Source organism: Nocardioides sp. YJ-D4, assembly GCF_054031495.1.
Genome location: NZ_CM132932.1, coordinates 648989 through 665296, shown reverse-complemented (window position 1 = coordinate 665296; position 16308 = coordinate 648989). Strand labels below are relative to the sequence as shown.

Below are 16308 nucleotides of genomic sequence, written 5' to 3'. Positions count from 1 at the left end.
CAGAGAGCAGAGCAAGATGCTCCAGCCAACCAACCGGGGTCGTCGCGACGGACGCTAAGGAGGGCGGCACACGTGCGGCGCCAGAACACTCCGGGCGAGGACTCACGGGTCAGGCACACCCCACCGCGGGGAACGCTCACCCCAGGCGGATGCCAAGTCGATGCTCCCGGTGAGGTTTGCATCTCCACCCAGATCGGGCGCTCAGAGAACACGACGTCAGCTGCCGCGGCGCGCGCGGCAGCCATGGCGACCGCGCTGGTGGTCATGGTCGTTGCGACACTCCTGGGAACACTCGGCTGGGGAGCGTGGAGCCCGGCTGCGGCGGCTCCAGATGTGTGCAGCCCGCTGACCTCGGGCAAGGTCGACACGACCGGTGATCCACAGTCGGTGACCGTGACCGCACCCGCCGGGTACAAGATCCGCCAGTACTGCGTGAAGGCCGGCGCGGCCCCGGCTGGCGGCGGGCCGGTGTATGTCACCGTCGACCCACCCCGGCAGTCCGTGACCATTACGCACCCGACGGGCAAGGCGGTCAGCCACTGGTCGATCGAGTATGCGTCCTGCACGACCACCCCCGTCGAGCCAGCTGAAAGCCCCGAGCCGGAGCCGACGGAGACCGGTCCGACAGAGACCGGTCCGACAGAGACCGGTCCGACAGAGACCGATCCGACTCCGGACGCATCACCCGACACCCCCGACGAGACAGGCGATACCGACGACCCGGAGAGCCCCGGCGAAACCGGCACTGGGGGCATGGAGAGCCCCGGCGGCGCCGGCGGCGGCGGCGGTACAGGGGACCCGGGCGCCAGTGACCGCCAGGCGACGGCTCCCGACGCCGAGGGTGCGGAGTCGGCGGGACCTGGTGGGGTACCGGTCCCAGCTCCGGAGGTGTCCCCGCCGAGCGCCGCCACCGATCTGCCGGCGCGGACGCTGTGCCGCGTCGACGCCGGCCTGGTGGAGGCGGCCTCGCTGGGAGGTTCGCGCCCCGATGGCGCAGGGTGGGTCCTCGGAAGCGCCGGCATGCTCGCGGGTGCACTGCTCCTCGGCGCCGTTCTGGTCGGGTTTGCGGTGCGCCGTCCGAGTCGCGTCGGCTCCGCTCCCGAGTCGCCGGAGACGAGGCACGCCCCCCGGCTGCCGCGACGACCACCACGAGGCAAGACAGTCGCATCGCTGGTGATGTTGACCATCCTGCTGGCCGCCGCTGGCGCGGACTCGCTGGCCTGGAGACTGACCGAGGGCGCCACGTCAGATGGCGGGGCGCGCGAGGGGGGACTGGCGTCAGCCGAGGAGCCCTTCGGTGGAAGCGTGCGGACACACGCCGCGGCGAACGCGCGGGGCCAGGCGGGGGCGAACACCGATGCTCGACCGGGCCGCCGGCAGCAAGGTGCAATTCCGTTGCAGGTCATGGCACCTTCGATCGGGATGGACGCCCCGGTGGTTCCGGTGGGTCTGGTCGAGAACACCCTGACCCCGCCGTCCGAGGCGTCGGCGGTCGGCTGGTGGAGCGGAGGGGCCCGCCCGGGCGCAGCGCACGGAGCGATGGTGCTGGTCGGGCACACCGTGCTCGACGGAATGGGTGTCTTCGACGACCTGCCCGAGCTGACAGAGGGCGCGACGCTGATCGTGTCGACGCAGGACCGCGCCGTGAGGTACACGGTGACCACCGTGCGAACCCTCTCCCGCGCAGCATTCGCTCGCTGGGCGCCGGCGCTGTCAGATAGCGGTGGCGCGGCGCGGCTGGTCTTGGTGACATGCACCGATTGGGACGGGTCGCGCTACCTCTCGAACGCCGTGGTCGTCGCTCGCCCGAGCCGGGATCCCTCGGTGGGGTGAGCCCGGTGTCGAAGGAACGCGTCGTCGGTGGTCGCCAGCCCTCCTTGATCGATCCGCTCCTGCCGTTGGCGGCCCTGGCGCTCCTGATCGGCGGAGCCCTTACGCTGTTCGGCCTCGACGCCCTTGACGGGCCAATCCAGGTGGCGCTGCTGCTCTGTTGCGCGATGGCCGCGTTGATCGCGATGAAGAACGGACACGACTTCGCCGCCGTCCAGGAGACCGGCCGAGGCGCACTGGCCTCGGTGACCAGCGCGATCTTCATCCTGCTGGCGGTGGGCGCCCTGATCGGTGTGTGGAACCTCAGCGGCACCATCCCGACGCTGGTCTACTACGGGATCCAGATCCTCTCCCCGGGCTGGTACTACGTCGCCACCGCCGTCATCTGCGGGGTGGTGGCGCTGAGCATCGGCAGCTCGTGGACCACCGCGGCCACGATCGGCGTCGGACTGGTCGGCATTGCCGGCCTGATCGGAGTGTTCCCGGAGATCGCCGCCGGCGCGGTGATCTCCGGCGCCTACCTCGGCGACAAGACCTCACCGCTCTCGGAGACGACGATCCTGACCGCGCAGATCGCGGGTGTCGACGTGTACGAGCACATCCGCCGCCAGGTCTGGACGTCGGTGCCGGCATTCCTCCTCGCGCTCGTCGTGTTCGCGGTTCTCGGTGTCACCGGATCAGACACGGTCAGCCAGGCCGAGACCGACTCCGACCTGTCCCGCCTCGACGAGGTCTTCTGGATCACGCCGCTCGCGCTGCTGCCGCTGGTGCTGCTGGGGTATCTGTCGATCCGGAAGGTACCGGCCTCGATGGCCCTGCTCGTGTCCACCCTGTTCGCCGGAGTGCTCGGCGCCTTCCTCCAGCCCGACGTGTACGCCGACTTCGTTGCCGGCGCCGGGAACGTTGTCGTGGAGTCGGTCAAGGCGGTCTGGCTGGCGATGGCAAACGGCTTTTCGATCGCCACCGGCATTCCCGACGTCGACCGGCTGCTCTCGCGCGGCGGCATGGACAGCATGCTGCTGACGATCTGGCTGATTCTCGGGGCGGTCACGTTCGGGGCGTTGCTGGAGGAGTTCGGACTGATCGACCGACTGGTGCAGCCCATGATCCGGGCCGCGCGGTCGACCGGGCGCCTGTTCCTCACCGTGTTCGCCTGCGCCTTCGGGCTGAACGTGGTCGCCGGTGACCAGTACATCGCGCTGGTGTTGCCCAGCCGGATCTTCCGTGCCGAGTTCGCCCGCCGTGGGCTCGCGCCGACGAACCTGTCCCGGCTCGCCGCGGACAGCGGCACCGTCACCTCTCCACTCGTCCCGTGGAACTCCTGCGGCGCATTCATGGGCGCAACTCTCGGCGTCTCCACGTTGCTGTACCTCCCTTACGCCGTCTTCTGTTACGCCAGCCCCGCGCTGAGCGTGCTGTACGGCGTTACCGGCTTCCGCGTCGAGAAGACCGAGCCGACAAGACTCGAGGAGAAGGAATGAGCACGCAGACTGAGACGGCGCCGACGGCCGTCGCGAAGATGAGCCTGCCCACGCTGACCGCGATGGTGGTGGGGTCGATGGTCGGCGCCGGGGTGTTCTCGCTGCCGGCCCGGTTCGGAGTCGCCACGGGAATCCTCGGTTCCCTGATCGCCTGGGCGATCGCCGGCGCGGGGATGCTGATGCTGGCGTTCGTCTTCCAGAACCTGGCGATCCGCAAGCCCGAGCTCGACTCGGGTGTGTTCATCTACGCCAAGGCCGGGTTCGGCGACTACGCCGGCTTCAACTCCGCGATCGGGTTCTGGGCCAGCGCGGTGGCAGGCAACACCTTCTATTGGGTCTTCATCACCGCGACCCTGGGCGGGTTCTTCGGGGCCTTCGGCGACGGAGACACCGTCTTGGCGGCCGCAGTGTCGACGGTTGCCATCTGGCTGTTTCACTATCTGATCGCCCGAGGGATCCGTGACGCGGCGATCATCAACCGGATCGTGACGGTCTTCAAGATCCTGCCGATCATGGTGTTCATCGTGGTGCTGTTCGTCTTCTTCGACGCAGGGGTGTTCGCTGACAACTGGACCGCCTACGGGTACGGCCTGGGCAACATGGACGAGCAGGTCCGCAACACGATGCTGATCACGACGTTCGTCTTCCTCGGGATCGAGGGGGCCAGCGTCTACTCGCGCTACGCCAAGAAGCGCTCGGACGTCGGCAAGGCCACCGTGCTCGGGTTCCTGAGCGTGCTGGCGATCTTCTCGCTGGTCACCCTGTCCAGCTACTCGGTCATGCCGCAACCGGAGCTTGCCGACACCCGTCAACCGTCGATGATCGGAGTGTTCGAGTCTGTGGTCGGGGACTGGGGCGAGGTCTTCATCAGCGTGGCCGTGATCGTCTCGGTGCTGGGCGCCTACCTGGCGTGGACCTTGATGGCGGCCGAGGTCATGTACATCCCCGCCCGCAACGACGACTTCCCAGAGTTCCTCGGGCGTGAGAACGCCCAGGGGACGCCGATCACCGCGCTGGTCGTGTCCTCGCTCGCCGTCCAGGCACTGCTCGCGCTCACCCTGGTGGTCACCGACGCGCTGAACTTCATGCTCGACCTGTGCACGAGCCTGGCGCTGCTGCCGTACTTCCTCGCGGCGGCGTACGCACTCAAGCTCGGCCTGACCGGGGAGGCCTATGACGACGTGGCGCCGCGAACGCGTCTCATGGAGACGATCGTCGCGGGGATCGCCACGGCGTACACGCTGTTCCTATTCGACGCCGCGGGACTGAAGTTCATTCTTCTGATGACGGTCATCCTTGCCCCGGCGACCCTCCTCTACGTCAAGGCCCGCAGCGAGCACGGCCGACGACTGTTCAGCCCGACCGAGCTCGGGCTGTTCGTGCTGATCGCGATCGGCGGTGTCAGTGGCGCCATCGGTCTGTGGACCGGCCGCATCACCCTCTGAGGTCGCGGACCGGACCCGAACCATCCGAAGACAAAGGAACCGAAATGACCGAGCAAACCACAGGGTCTTCCACCCCGACGTACGGCGTCCACTCCGAGGTCGGGGTGCTCCGGAAGGTGCTCGTGTGTCGGCCGGGGTTGGCGCATCGCCGGCTCACGCCCAGCAACAGTGACGAACTGCTGTTCGACGATGTGATGTGGGTCGAGGCCGCCCAGCGCGATCACGCCGACTTCGTGAACAAGCTGACCCAGCGGGGGGTGGAGGTGGTCGAGCTCCACGACCTGCTGGCGCAGACGATGGACGTGCCCGGGGCGCGGGACTGGCTGCTGGACCGCAAGATCGTCCCGAACCGGGTCGGCCTCGGGCTCGTCGACGTCACCCGCGCCGTCCTCGACTCCCTGCCCGGGCAGCAACTTGCAGAGTTCCTCATCGGCGGGCTCGCCACCCAGGACCTGCCTGACGGGCACGGTATCGGCTATATCGCCCTCGCCCGCGAGTCGACGGGCGCCCGGGAGTACCTCCTGCCGCCACTCCCGAACACCCTCTACACGCGGGACACCACCTGCTGGCTGTACGGCGGACTGACCATGAATCCGCTCTACTGGCCGGCCCGCAAGGAGGAGACGCTCCTCTACAAGGCCATCTACCAGTTCCACCCGGACTTCGTCGGCTCCCCAGTCTGGTGGGGCGACCCCGAGCAGGACTGGGGCCAAGCCACGTTCGAGGGCGGCGACATCATGCCGGTCGGCAACGGCGTGGTCCTGATGGGGATGAGCGAGCGGACCTCGCGGCAGGCGATCACCCAGGTCGCGGCGTCACTGTTCGCGAAGGGTGCGGCCGAAAAGGTCATCGTCGCGGGCATGCCGAAGCTGCGTGCCGCGATGCACCTCGACACCGTGTTCACCTTCGCCGACCGCGACATCGTCACGCTGTACCCGCAGATCGTCGACGGCGTGCACGCGTTCACTCTGCTGCCCTCCGATACCGCGCCCGGCGTCGACGTCGTCGACGAAGGCTCGACCCCGTTCGTCGACGTGGTCGCCAAAGCCCTGAGCCTGGACTCGCTGCGGGTGATCGAGACCGGGGGCGACGTGTACCAGTCCGAGCGGCAGCAGTGGGACAGCGGCAACAACGCGGTCGCCCTCGAACCCGGAGTGGTGTTCACCTATGACCGCAACACGCTGACCAATACTCTGCTGCGCAAAGCCGGGGTCGAGGTGATCACCATCGTCGGGGCCGAGCTCGGCCGGGGCCGCGGTGGGGGACACTGCATGACCTGCCCGATCGTCCGCGACCCGGTGACGTTCTGATGGCCGGCCAGCGGAGCATCGATGCCCTGGCGCTCGGGGCCGTCCTCGTCCTCGTCCTCGGCGTGCTCACCGGCTGCGGGGGCTCCGATGACACGTCGGTCGACGAGCCGACCACGACCGCGGGCGAGTCGCCGGCGGCCGTGGACGCAGCGGCACTCGAGGGGGCGACATACGAGTCCACTTCGGTAGAGGGCCACGACTTGGTCGAAGGGTCGACCATCCACCTGGCGTTCGAGGACGACACGATGTCGGTTTCGGCCGGGTGCAACACCCTGTTCGGCCCGTACGCCGTGACCGACGAGACGCTGGCCTGGACCGAGGCACCGGCCAGCTCGATGATGGCCTGTTCACCGGAGCTTGACGAGCAGGATCGGTGGCTGACCGACCTGTTCACCAACGGTATGCAGGGCACGGGCGACGGGCCCACCCTGACCCTGACCGACGGAACCGTCACGATCCAGCTCGCCAGCACCTCCGCCCCATCTCTCGACACCCTGCTCGGCAGGGTCTGGACGGTCGTCGGCACGATCGCCGACGGTGCCACCGCGCGGCTCCCGGTGAACACGCGCCGCCCGTGGCTGACCGTCGGTCAGGATGGGCTCTCCCGCCTCTTCACCGGCTGCAACAGCGGACGCACGACCGTACGGGTCGTGGACGACCAGATCGCCTTCGGCCCCGCCACCGTGACACGCGGCAGGTGCCAAGGGGCCGCGCGCCTCAACGAGGAGGCTGTCCTCGCGATCGTCGACGACCAGACCACCGACCACGTCGAGTTCATCGGGGAGGTGCTGATCGTGACCGTCGGCGACAAGGGACTCGTCTTCCAGCTCCGCTGACGCGGCGGGCCGGAGCCCATGAACAACCCGACGTACGGAGGCACGACCCCTGACAACCCGTTCTACGCGAACGTCTCGGAGGACTACTTGGGACAGGGAGCCGCCACCATGACGATCGTCCAGGAGTCGGCTGGCGGCCGCTTCGACGTGGTCACCTCCTGCTGATCGGGTCACGATTCGCGGAGCCTGAGGCGGCCGAAGATGCGGTTCAGCCAGGGCGGCAGGTACCAGTTGGCGCTGCCGCCCAGCCGCATGGCTGCCGGGACGAGGACACCACGGATGATCGTGGCGTCGAGGAGGATGGCGATGGCCGTTCCGATGCCGATCATCTTCAGATACATGACTTCGCCGGAGGCGTAGACGGCGAAGGAGGCCGCGAGGGTGACGGCGGCTGCCGTGATCAGCGGCGCGGAGCGTTGCAGGCCGACGAGCACGGCTTGCCGATTGTCGCCGGTTCGGTCGTACTCCTCGCGGATGCGGGAGACCATGAATACCTCGTAGTCCATCGACAGCCCGTAGACGACGCAGAACATGAGTATCGGGAACGCGGGGTCGAGGGTGCCGATGGGGGTGAAGCCGAGGAGGTCGGCGAACATCCCGTTCTGGAAGACGACGGTGAGCACCGCGAACATCACGGCGATGCTCACCATGTTCAGGAGCACCGCCTTCAGCGGGATCAGCAGGCTGCCGCTGAACAGGAAGAGCAGCACGAAGGTGACCATCAGGATCAGGGCGCCGACCAGCGGGAGCCGCTCCATCAGTGCGTCGCGGAAGTCGACCAGCTCCGCCGGGTCACCCCCGACCACCTGTTTGCTGAAGGGGCTGTCCAGGGAACGCACCTGGTGGACGAGCTCGGTCGGGACGCCGGCGTCGAGCGCAGCGCGTGACGGGACCGCCTCGAGGCGTTGCCCGTCGGCTCGGTCGAGGCGGTCGGGTGCCGGGGCGATGCGGGTGCCGTCGGCGAAGACCCCGGTGGGGGAGTTGACCTGCACGATCCCGTCCACGGTGGAGAGGTCGGTCGCGTACTCGGCAATGTCCTGGGGAGCCACGGCGGGGCCGGTGTTGACGACCTGAAGGGCGTCGTTGGGCTCGGCCGAGAAGCCTGTGCGCAGCTCGTCGTAGGTGTCGCGCACGGAATGTCCTGGAGGAAGTACGCGGTCGTCGGGGACTCCGATCTGAACGCCGGCCGCGGGCGCGGCGAGAGCGATCAGGCTGATCAGCGTGATCCCGCCCCAGGCGAGCGGACGATCCATCACCCGTCGCCCCAGCCGGTACCAGCGCCCGGTCTCGATCGGCTTCGAGGCCGGGAGAGTGCGACCGCGCCGGGTCATTCGTGCGCCGATGACGGCGAGTGCGGCCGGAAGAACGACGATGGCGCCGATGCCCGCCGCGAGGACCGTGAGGACGCCGGCCCATGCGAAGGAGCGCAGGAAGTCGTATGGCAGGAGGAACAGCATCGACATCGCCGCCGCGACCGTCAGACCACTGAAGATCACCGTACGTCCGGCCGTGTCCAGGGTCTCGGCCAGCGCGTCCGGCACCGATCGACCTGCACCGAGGGCCTCACGGAATCGGGAGATCACGAACAGGCTGTAGTCGACGCCCAGGCCGATGCCCATCACCAGGGTGATGTTCGCGGCGAACGAGGCTATCTCGGTCACACCGGTCAGGACGCGCAGTCCGGCCAGCGTGCTGACCACCGCGAAGACACCGACGCCGAGGGTCAGCAGAGCGAAGCTGAGCCGCCGGTAGATGATCAGCAGCAGCACGAACATCAGCGGAAGGATGATCAGCTCGGCGCGCACGAAGTCGAGCGCTGCCTGCTCGCTGATCTGAGTCGAGGCCGCCTCTCCGCCGGCCACGCGTACCTCGATCGCCTCGCCGTGGATCGTGTAAGCAGGAATCAGGCCCGCGATCACCTCACGCGCACTCGTGGCATCACCGGCGACGTGGGCGAGAACAACCGCGGAGCCGGCGTCGTCGCTGCGCATGGAAGGGTCCCGACCGGTCGACCAGTAGGACCAGACCTCCGCCACCCGCGCCTCATCGTCGAGGTCGGCGGAGACTGCCATGGCCTCCCGCTCGACAGAGGGGTCATCGACCGATCCGCCGGTCGCCTCGACGAGCAGGATGACGTTCGCGGTGCCGGTGCCGAAACGCTCGGTGAGCTCGTCCTGTGCTGCCACCGACTCGGTGCCCGGCACCTCCCAGCGAGACAGTACGAACGATGACATCGCCCCGGAGGCGACGAACCCGAGAACGAGCAACGCGCTGATCGCGATGCCGAGGATCCATCCGGGACGACGGGCGACGAGACGGGCCAGCTTCGCCAGCCAGGTCGAGCGGAAGGCCGGAGCGGTGGCGGTGGTGGGGGCGGTGTTGGGGGCGGAGGTGGGGGTCAGTTCGCGGATCGGCTCGACCATGGTCGCGCTCTCCCTGCTAGTTTTACGAGTAGATGCTCGCGATAAATATACGAGCATTTACTCGCATATTTCAAGGAAGGCCGACGATGACCGATCCTGCGACTCCGATCCGGCCGCGCCGCAAGCGGCAGGCGCGTGGGGAAGAGCGAATGCGCGAGATCGTGCGTGCGGCCGCGGTGGTCTTCGCCGAACGCGGACCGGATGCTGCGACGACCAACGCGATCGCGGCCGAGGCCGGGATCTCGCCGGGCTCGCTCTATCAGTTCTTCAGCAGCAAGGCCGACATCGCCCGCGCGCTCAGCGAGCACTATGCAGCTGAGCTTTCCGGTGTGCGCCGAACGATCATGGACGTCGGCCAGGAGGCGTCGATCGAGGCCTCGATCGACGCAGTGGTCGGTCCGCTGGTCGAGTTCAACCTCGCTCACCCCGGGTTCAAGGCTCTCTTCGCGCGATCTGACCTGCCGGCCGACATGCGCGATGCCGTCGCCCCGGTTCAGCAGGCCATGCACCAGACGGTCGCGACGTTGATCGGACGGTTCATGACCGGGTGCGAGCCGGCAGACGTCGATCGCGTCGCCACCGTCGCCATCCAGATCGTTCGCGGCATGATGCCGCTGATCACCGAGGCTCCCGACCCGGCAACCCGTGATGCACTCACGGCCGAGCTCCGCGCTGCGTTGGTCGGCTATCTCACTCGCGCTTGAACCTCGCGTCGCACTGACTCCGAGGCGAACTGTCCGGTGTGGCTGACGTAGGCTTCGTCTCCCGATCAGAACGAGGTGCAGCATGACAGCGAGCAGGTCCGCTCGTGAGCGGAAGGCAGCCTCGCAGGCCGGGCCCCTGGCCACGGTGAGGATCGACCTCGACGCGCAGGAGCAGTTCGTCTACAAGATCACCTGCACGGAGTGCGTCGTCAGGGACAGGATCAAGTGGGCGACCTACCGCGCTGGTGAGGACAACGGCTTCATGGCGGCGATGGACCGATGGATCTTCCACCTGACGCAGAAGCATCCCGAGTCGGACGCACCGTGCCTGAAGTTCCTGCCCGAGGCACAGCAGCGGCTCGAGGAGCGGCGGCAGGGGCGACCCGTCGACTGACCGCCTCAGCCGCGCATGGCGGCGGCCTTGATCTCCTCGAACTGCTCGCCCATCCGGGCGGCGAGGGCCTCGGCGGCGCGCAGGGGCCGGACCATCACCTTGAAGTCGACGATCCGGCCGTCGGCGTCGTAGGTGAGGAAGTCGCAGCCGTTGAGATCGAGGCCGTCGACCGTGGCGGTGAACTCGTATGCGTGGTGGACGCCGTCGTGGATCTCGCGCACGTAGGTGAAGTCCTCGAACACCTTCACCACGGCGCGCAGGATCGCGGCGGTGATCGCCCGGCCGGGGTAGGGCTTGAACGCGACCGGGCTGGTGAACACGACGTCCTCGGCGAGCATCGCCTCCACGGCGTCCATGTCCTTGGCCTCGATCGCCTCGCGGAAGGTGGTCATCTTGGCTCCTCTGGGTCGACTGCTGGGAGGTCGGTTGCTGGGGAGAGCCTAGAGGGACGGGTGGTGCGGCGTGCTCCGCGCGATCCTCCGGCCGCCGTTGAGGGCGTAGCCGATGCCGATCCCGACCGCCGCGGGAGCGAGGACGAGGCCGGCGAGGAACGGGGTCAGGTTCCACAAGTCGCTCCACAGCACGTCGACGTCGCGACCCTCCTCGAACCAGATCCGGACCGGGCCGCTGAGTCCGACCACGCCGGCGATCAGCGCCCAGCGTACGAAGACGGGCGGAAGGGCATCCGCATGGCGGCCGTCCCACAGCCCCCAGATCCCCGAGACGGTGAGCAGCAGCGCGAAGTAGATCAGGCCGGCGCCGATGTTCGCGTCCTCGGTCGGGAAGAGGTTGGTCATCACGGTCGAGAACAGGAGGCTGCCGCCGAGGATCACGGCGAGGCGTACGAGAAGCTTCATGTCTCCAGCCTCGCTGATCGGGCTACGGCGCGCATGAGTGTGAGTACTCAGACTTGTGGGAACGACTCGGTCCTTGACACGGATCAGCTGCGCCTCGATCGTGTTCGACAACGATGTCGAAGGAGTCTGCCATGACTGTCTGGAGCACGAGCAGCGACTGGCAGGCCAGCCCGGACCCGGGGTTCGTGCCGGGAGGCGCGGTCAGTCCGACCTCGACGCCGCTCGCCGCCGCCAGGGGCACGGGCAAAGTTGCCGCTCTCACCTTCGACGACGGCCCGAACCCCGGCGAGACGGATCGCTTGCTGGAGATCCTGGCCGCTCACGAGATCACCGCGGTGTTCTGTGTCATCGGCCAGAACATCACCGCGCCCGGCGGCAGCGAGATCCTGGGACGCATCGTCGCCGCGGGCCACACGCTGTGCAACCACTCCACGTCCTACGCCGACATGGGCAGCTGGTCGCACGCCCAGGTCGAGCGGGATCTCAAGGCCAACCTGGCCACGATCCGCGAGGTGCTGGGAGACCCGGCTCAGCAGGTGCCGTACTTCCGGGCTCCCAACGGCAGCTGGGGCAACACCGCAGAGGTCGCCGCATCCCTCGGCATGCAGCCGCTCGGGCTGGGCAACGTCATCTTCGACTGGGACGGCAACGACCTGTCCGCGGAGACGCTGGCGAGCAACCTCAGGGCGGCGATCCGCCCCGGCGCGGTGGCCCTCGCCCACGACGGCGGTGGCAACCGCGAGAACACCGTCGACGCGGTCGAGACGGTGCTCCCGGAGAAGGTGGCCGAGGGATACACCTTCACCCTGCCGCAGGGCGGCATCCCGGGCGCGGACTGGACGCCCAGGGCGTGACCGCCTCGACCGACGGGTGCGAGAGCAGGGTGGTCGTGACGTACGAGCTCGTCGGCCCGGGCCGAGGTCGACGTCGGCTAGATTGCGCGTCGTGAGTGGATCGACGAGCAGCCGGAGTGCCCTGGTGGTCGGCGCGGGGATCGGAGGGCTCACGACGGCGCTCGCGCTGTCCCGGGTGGGCTGGCAGGTGACCGTGCTGGAGCGCGCGCCGGAGCTGGGCGAGGTCGGGGCCGGCCTCTCGATCTGGCCGCGGGCGTGGAAGATCCTTGCCGATCTCGGGGTTGCGGATCGGCTCGTGGACGGGACCCGGCCGGCGATCCAGGCGGGGTTGCGGCGGCCCGACGGGCGCTGGCTGGCGAAGGTGGGCGCCGACGCCGCCGAGCGGACCCCGGTGATGGTGCACCGGGCCCGGTTGCACGAGGCGCTGGTGAGCGAGCTGGAGACGCGCGACGGGATCGACGTACGCACCGGAGTGACTGTCACCAGCCTGGCTGAGCTCGACGACGCCGACGTGGTGGTCGCCGCCGACGGGATCCGCAGCACGATCCGGAAGGAGCTGCACCAGCGTGAGGACGTACGTTATGCCGGCTACACCGCCTACCGCGGTGTCACCGCGGAGCCGGTGCCGGGTGACGCGTCGACCACGGGAGGCGAGACCTGGGGGACCGGGGTGCGCGTCGGCTACGCCCCGCTGGTGGATGGCCGGACGTACTGGTTCGTGACCGCCAACCGGCCGGCGGGGGAGACCGGCGGGGACCACCATGCCGACGTCACCGCGCTGGTCGGCGACTGGCACGACCCGATCCCGCAGCTGCTGGCGGCGACGCCTCCGAGCGCTGTCCTCCGCGGAGACATCTGTGATCTGCGGCTGCCGCTGAAGCGGTTCGACCACGGGCGGGTCGTCCTCCTCGGCGACGCCGCGCACGCGACGACCCCCAACCTCGGGCAGGGTGCCTGCGCCGCTATCGAGGACGCCGCCGTCCTGGCCGCGCAGCTCGCCGGTCACGCCCGCGTCGAGAGTGCGCTGGTGGCCTACGACCGCACCCGGCGGCCGGCTACATCTCGGCTGATTCGGGCTTCTCGGCTGGTCGGGGTGATCGGCCAGGTCGACAACGCCCCTGTGGTGGCGGTCCGTGACGCCAGCCTCGCGGGGCTCGGCGCGATCGCGGGGCTGCTGAGCAGGTAGATCCGCGTCACAGCCTCACGGCCGCTGGTGTCTGGATGACCATGACGGCTACCTATCTCACCCTGACGCTCATCGCCTCGATCGCCGCGCTCGGCGCGGCAGTGCTCAACCTGACCGGTCATCGGATACCGGTGACCGAGGCCCAACGGCTCTCGGTGCCGCTGGAATGGCTGAGGTTCCCGATCGGGGCGTCCTACGCGCTGGGCTTCCTGGGCCTGCTGGTCGGTCTGGCGGTCCCGGCTGTCGGGATCGTCGCAGCCGCCGGGTTCGTGGCCTTCTTCGTGCTCGCGATCGGGGCGCACCTGCGGGTGGGGGATCAGAGCCTGGGCCGTGCCGGGGTCGGCCTCGTGCTGTCGCTGGCCACGCTCGTCGTCACCGGGATGTACGCGGCGGCACAGGAGGATCTCGGTGGGGTCGTCGCGGCGTACGTCAATGAGCGTCCGGACCCGTGGTGGCCGGTCGTGGTGCTCGCGGTGATCCAGATCGGCGATGCGGCGATGTGCTTCAAGCCGGTCGGCTTCATTGCCCAGTGCTTCACCGACGTCGGGCTGCCGCGGGCGCTGTGGCCGGTGATGCCGTGGGTCAAGGTCGCCGCCACGGCCGGCCTCGTCGCCGGGTTGTGGGTGCCGTACGTCGGGGCGCTGACCAGCGCGGCGCTGGTGGTCTACTTCGTGTGTGCCGTCTCGGCACACATCCGGGCCCGCGATTTCGGCCGCAACCTCGCCCTCAACGCCACGCTGTCGCTGGTCCTGTGCGTGGCCGTCTTCGTCTTCTGCTTCCTGCACTGAGCCGGTCTACGCCGCGCCGAACAGGGGCAGGCACGGCTCCAGGCCGCCGACCTCGATCTCGCTGCGGTCGTTGCGCTCCCACCGTTCCCGGCCGAGCCGGAGGCGGTGGGAGACGAGCACCTCACCGTCGCGTACGTCGCGGGAGATGCCGTCGGGCTCGTAGCCGAGCTTCGTCGAGACCCCCACGGAGGCGGCGTTGTCGGGGAACGCCTCGGAGGTGGCGTAGGCGCCGCCGAGGTGGTCGAAGACCAGGGTGAGGGCGCCGAGGCGGGCCTCGGTGCCCAAGCCGCGGCGGTGGTGTCGCAGGCCGAGCCAGGACGCGGTGCTGACCTCGCGTCGGGTGGCGAACTCGCTCGCCGAGACCCACACGACCCCGATGGGATCGCCGTCGAGGAAAGCGGCCAGCCCCAGGCTCCAGTCCTCGGGCTTCCAGTCGCCCCGGCTGGACCAGGCGCCGCGCATCACGTGGCGGGCTCGCTCCAGCGGCGGCCGCTCCGCCCACGGGGTCAGGAACGGCCGCTGGGCCGGCTCGTGCACGCCGTCGGCCGCCACCTGCGCCAAGCGCGCGAGCTCGACGTCGGTCGGGAGCCGCAGCTCCAGGCGCGGGGTCCGGATCACCAGGCCGAACAGCGGCCACACCTCGGTCGGAGTCATCCGGCCATCATTCGAGAACGCGTACGCCGTGGGCAACCGGATATCACCCCGCGGAGTGACTCCGCACGTGGTCGAGCAGGTCGGCTGCGGCCGAGGTGTAGCGGTCGACCTCCTCGCCGCTGTCACAGGTGCACAGCACGATGGTCACCTCACCGTCGCGCGGCCAGATCGCCTCCCAGGTCGCGCCGGCCTCCTCCCAGCGGAGCAGTCGCTCGAGATCGTCTGTCATCGTGCGGTGACCGGGCGCTCAGCCGAGGACGGCGTCGACGGACTGGGCCCAGAGGCCGGCGGCCTCGTCGATGGCCGCGGAGTCGACGACGAGGGCCGGGATGAACCGCACGACCTGTCCCCAGGCGCCGCAGGTGAGCAGCAGCAGACCGCGCCGGGCAGCCTCCTGCTGGGCCGCGGCGGCGGTGGCGCCGTCGGGCTCGCCGTCCGGGGTGCGGAACTCGTTGCCGAGCATGAGCCCGAGGCCGCGTACGTCGGTGATCGCCTCGTGCTTGCTCGCGACCTGCTCCAGGGCGGAGCGGAGCTCGGCGCCGCGCTCGGCGGCGTTCTTCACCAGGCCCTCCTCCTCGATGACGTCGAGGGTCGCCAGGGCCGCGGCGCAGGCGACGGCGTTGGCGCCGTAGGTGCCGCCCTGCGAGCCGGGCCAGGCCTTCGACATCAGTGCCTCGCTGGCCGCGATCGCGGACAGCGGGAACCCCGAGGCCAGGCCCTTGGCGGTCATGATGATGTCGGGACGCGAGCCGAAGTGGTCGTGGCCCCAGAACTCGCCGGTGCGGCCGAAGCCGGTCTGGACCTCGTCGATGATGAGCAGGATGCCGTGCCGGTCGGCGCGCTCGCGCAGGCCGTCGAGGAAGGCCCGATCGGCAGGCACGTAGCCGCCCTCGCCGAGGACCGGTTCGACGAGGAATGCGGCCGTGTCGGCCGGCGCGCTCTGGGTCTGCAGCGTGTAGTCGAGCTGGCGCAGCGCGAACTCGGTCGCCTGCTCCTGCGGCCAGCCGAAGTGAGGTGCGTCGGGGAAGGGGGAGACCACGACGCCCGCCATCAGCGGGCTGAAGCCGGCACGGAACTTGGTGCCCGAGGTGGTCATCGAGGCGGCCGCGACGGTCCGCCCGTGGAAGCCACCGTGGAAGACGACGATGTTGGGGCGGCCGGTCGCCTGACGGGCCAGCCGGATCGCCGCCTCCGCGGCCTCCGAGCCGGAGTTGGCGAAGAAGAGACTGTCGAGGCCGGCGGGGAGGACGGGGCCGAGGCGGTCGACCAGGTCGAGGAGCGGGCGGTGCCTGACCGTCGTGTACTGCCCGTGGACCAGGTTGGCGATCTGGCGCTGGGTGGCCTCGACGACCTTGGGGTGGCTGTGTCCGGTGCTGGTCACGCCGATGCCGGCGGTGAAGTCGAGATAGCGGCGATCGTCTTCGTCGAAGAGCTGAACGCCTTCGCCGCGAGCCGCTACGACCGGGGTTGCCTGCTTGAGGATGGGGGAGAGCTTGGCCACCATGAACTCCTGTCGATTGTTGACAATCCGACCCGCTACTACACT

Annotated in this window: 17 protein-coding genes; 11 read left to right on the top strand and 6 right to left on the bottom strand. The window is 69.2% G+C overall.

Annotated features, from left to right (window positions below):
• Nucleotides 1–243 precede the first annotated feature (243 nt).
• Genes ACW14X_RS03240 through ACW14X_RS03215 form a run of 6 tightly spaced genes read left to right on the top strand, consistent with a single transcriptional unit; the run spans nt 244 to nt 7067 of the window.
• Nucleotides 244–1833, top strand: a complete 1590-nt coding sequence (locus ACW14X_RS03240) for a class F sortase (RefSeq protein WP_457164693.1) — start codon at nt 244–246, stop codon at nt 1831–1833.
• 5 nt (nt 1834–1838) lie between these two features.
• On the top strand, nt 1839–3311 hold the full coding sequence (gene nhaC, locus ACW14X_RS03235) for a Na+/H+ antiporter NhaC (protein ID WP_457164692.1): 1473 nt from the start codon (nt 1839–1841) through the stop codon (nt 3309–3311).
• Nucleotides 3308–4756, top strand: coding sequence for a basic amino acid/polyamine antiporter (locus tag ACW14X_RS03230; RefSeq protein ID WP_457164691.1), 1449 nt, complete (start codon nt 3308–3310; stop codon nt 4754–4756). The genes nhaC and ACW14X_RS03230 overlap by 4 nt, the downstream gene beginning before the upstream one ends.
• A 44-nt stretch (nt 4757–4800) precedes the next feature.
• Nucleotides 4801–6066 carry an arginine deiminase gene (locus ACW14X_RS03225; protein WP_457164690.1) on the top strand — a complete coding sequence of 422 codons (1266 nt, stop codon included), beginning with the start codon at nt 4801–4803 and terminating at the stop codon, nt 6064–6066.
• Nucleotides 6066–6902, top strand: coding sequence for an META domain-containing protein (locus ACW14X_RS03220; RefSeq protein WP_350836908.1), 837 nt, complete (start codon nt 6066–6068; stop codon nt 6900–6902). The genes ACW14X_RS03225 and ACW14X_RS03220 overlap by 1 nt, the downstream gene beginning before the upstream one ends.
• Nucleotides 6903–6920: 18 nt before the next feature.
• On the top strand, nt 6921–7067 hold the full coding sequence (locus tag ACW14X_RS03215; protein WP_457164689.1) for a hypothetical protein: 147 nt from the start codon (nt 6921–6923) through the stop codon (nt 7065–7067).
• 5 nt (nt 7068–7072) lie between these two features.
• Here ACW14X_RS03215 and ACW14X_RS03210 read toward each other — a convergent pair whose 3' ends face one another.
• A complete protein-coding gene (locus ACW14X_RS03210) occupies nt 7073–9325 on the bottom strand; it encodes an MMPL family transporter (RefSeq protein WP_457164688.1) in 2253 nt (750 codons plus the stop codon).
• An 86-nt stretch (nt 9326–9411) separates the two neighbouring features.
• On the opposite strand from ACW14X_RS03210, the gene ACW14X_RS03205 reads away from it, so the two are divergent.
• Both ACW14X_RS03205 and ACW14X_RS03200 read left to right on the top strand, forming a co-directional pair.
• On the top strand, nt 9412–10029 hold the full coding sequence (locus ACW14X_RS03205; protein ID WP_457164687.1) for a TetR/AcrR family transcriptional regulator: 618 nt from the start codon (nt 9412–9414) through the stop codon (nt 10027–10029).
• Between the two features lie 82 nt (nt 10030–10111).
• A complete protein-coding gene (locus ACW14X_RS03200; RefSeq protein ID WP_350720590.1) occupies nt 10112–10423 on the top strand; it encodes a hypothetical protein in 312 nt (103 codons plus the stop codon).
• A gap of 5 nt (nt 10424–10428) precedes the next feature.
• On the opposite strand, the gene ACW14X_RS03195 is transcribed toward ACW14X_RS03200, so the two are convergent.
• Both ACW14X_RS03195 and ACW14X_RS03190 read right to left on the bottom strand, forming a co-directional pair.
• Complete coding sequence (locus ACW14X_RS03195; protein ID WP_457164686.1) at nt 10429–10815, bottom strand: nuclear transport factor 2 family protein; 387 nt, start codon at nt 10813–10815, stop codon at nt 10429–10431.
• A gap of 48 nt (nt 10816–10863) precedes the next feature.
• Nucleotides 10864–11280 carry a hypothetical protein gene (locus ACW14X_RS03190; protein ID WP_457164685.1) on the bottom strand — a complete coding sequence of 139 codons (417 nt, stop codon included), beginning with the start codon at nt 11278–11280 and terminating at the stop codon, nt 10864–10866.
• 131 nt (nt 11281–11411) lie between these two features.
• On the opposite strand from ACW14X_RS03190, the gene ACW14X_RS03185 reads away from it, so the two are divergent.
• The 3 genes from ACW14X_RS03185 (at nt 11412) to ACW14X_RS03175 (ending at nt 14108) form a co-directional block, all read left to right on the top strand.
• On the top strand, nt 11412–12134 hold the full coding sequence (locus tag ACW14X_RS03185; RefSeq protein ID WP_457164684.1) for a polysaccharide deacetylase family protein: 723 nt from the start codon (nt 11412–11414) through the stop codon (nt 12132–12134).
• A gap of 91 nt (nt 12135–12225) precedes the next feature.
• Nucleotides 12226–13320 carry an FAD-dependent oxidoreductase gene (locus tag ACW14X_RS03180; RefSeq protein ID WP_457164683.1) on the top strand — a complete coding sequence of 365 codons (1095 nt, stop codon included), beginning with the start codon at nt 12226–12228 and terminating at the stop codon, nt 13318–13320.
• Nucleotides 13321–13355: 35 nt separating this feature from the next.
• Nucleotides 13356–14108 carry a DoxX family protein gene (locus ACW14X_RS03175; RefSeq protein ID WP_457164682.1) on the top strand — a complete coding sequence of 251 codons (753 nt, stop codon included), beginning with the start codon at nt 13356–13358 and terminating at the stop codon, nt 14106–14108.
• A gap of 6 nt (nt 14109–14114) precedes the next feature.
• On the opposite strand, the gene ACW14X_RS03170 is transcribed toward ACW14X_RS03175, so the two are convergent.
• The 3 genes from ACW14X_RS03170 to ACW14X_RS03160 are packed head-to-tail and all read right to left on the bottom strand — an operon-like array spanning nt 14115 to nt 16266.
• The gene (locus ACW14X_RS03170; protein ID WP_457164681.1) at nt 14115–14762 is read right to left on the bottom strand and encodes a GNAT family N-acetyltransferase; all 648 of its coding nucleotides are present in this window, start codon (nt 14760–14762) and stop codon (nt 14115–14117) included.
• A gap of 43 nt (nt 14763–14805) precedes the next feature.
• Nucleotides 14806–14991 carry a hypothetical protein gene (locus ACW14X_RS03165; protein ID WP_160024081.1) on the bottom strand — a complete coding sequence of 62 codons (186 nt, stop codon included), beginning with the start codon at nt 14989–14991 and terminating at the stop codon, nt 14806–14808.
• 18 nt (nt 14992–15009) lie between these two features.
• A complete protein-coding gene (locus tag ACW14X_RS03160) occupies nt 15010–16266 on the bottom strand; it encodes an aspartate aminotransferase family protein (RefSeq protein ID WP_457164680.1) in 1257 nt (418 codons plus the stop codon).
• Between the last annotated feature and the right edge of the window lie 42 nt (nt 16267–16308).

What these genes read in the sequence shown, in the direction of transcription:
- ACW14X_RS03240 (WP_457164693.1), top strand. Translation starts at nt 244, where the DNA reads ATGGCGACCGCGCTGGTGGTCATGGTCGTTGCGACACTCCTGGGAACA.
- ACW14X_RS03230 (WP_457164691.1), top strand. Translation starts at nt 3,308, where the DNA reads ATGAGCACGCAGACTGAGACGGCGCCGACGGCCGTCGCGAAGATGAGC.
- ACW14X_RS03225 (WP_457164690.1), top strand. Translation starts at nt 4,801, where the DNA reads ATGACCGAGCAAACCACAGGGTCTTCCACCCCGACGTACGGCGTCCAC.
- ACW14X_RS03220 (WP_350836908.1), top strand. Translation starts at nt 6,066, where the DNA reads ATGGCCGGCCAGCGGAGCATCGATGCCCTGGCGCTCGGGGCCGTCCTC.
- ACW14X_RS03215 (WP_457164689.1), top strand. Translation starts at nt 6,921, where the DNA reads ATGAACAACCCGACGTACGGAGGCACGACCCCTGACAACCCGTTCTAC.
- ACW14X_RS03210 (WP_457164688.1), bottom strand. Translation starts at nt 9,325, where the DNA reads ATGGTCGAGCCGATCCGCGAACTGACCCCCACCTCCGCCCCCAACACC.
- ACW14X_RS03205 (WP_457164687.1), top strand. Translation starts at nt 9,412, where the DNA reads ATGACCGATCCTGCGACTCCGATCCGGCCGCGCCGCAAGCGGCAGGCG.
- ACW14X_RS03200 (WP_350720590.1), top strand. Translation starts at nt 10,112, where the DNA reads ATGACAGCGAGCAGGTCCGCTCGTGAGCGGAAGGCAGCCTCGCAGGCC.
- ACW14X_RS03195 (WP_457164686.1), bottom strand. Translation starts at nt 10,815, where the DNA reads ATGACCACCTTCCGCGAGGCGATCGAGGCCAAGGACATGGACGCCGTG.
- ACW14X_RS03190 (WP_457164685.1), bottom strand. Translation starts at nt 11,280, where the DNA reads ATGAAGCTTCTCGTACGCCTCGCCGTGATCCTCGGCGGCAGCCTCCTG.
- ACW14X_RS03185 (WP_457164684.1), top strand. Translation starts at nt 11,412, where the DNA reads ATGACTGTCTGGAGCACGAGCAGCGACTGGCAGGCCAGCCCGGACCCG.
- ACW14X_RS03175 (WP_457164682.1), top strand. Translation starts at nt 13,356, where the DNA reads ATGACCATGACGGCTACCTATCTCACCCTGACGCTCATCGCCTCGATC.
- ACW14X_RS03170 (WP_457164681.1), bottom strand. Translation starts at nt 14,762, where the DNA reads ATGACTCCGACCGAGGTGTGGCCGCTGTTCGGCCTGGTGATCCGGACC.
- ACW14X_RS03165 (WP_160024081.1), bottom strand. Translation starts at nt 14,991, where the DNA reads ATGACAGACGATCTCGAGCGACTGCTCCGCTGGGAGGAGGCCGGCGCG.
- ACW14X_RS03160 (WP_457164680.1), bottom strand. Translation starts at nt 16,266, where the DNA reads ATGGTGGCCAAGCTCTCCCCCATCCTCAAGCAGGCAACCCCGGTCGTA.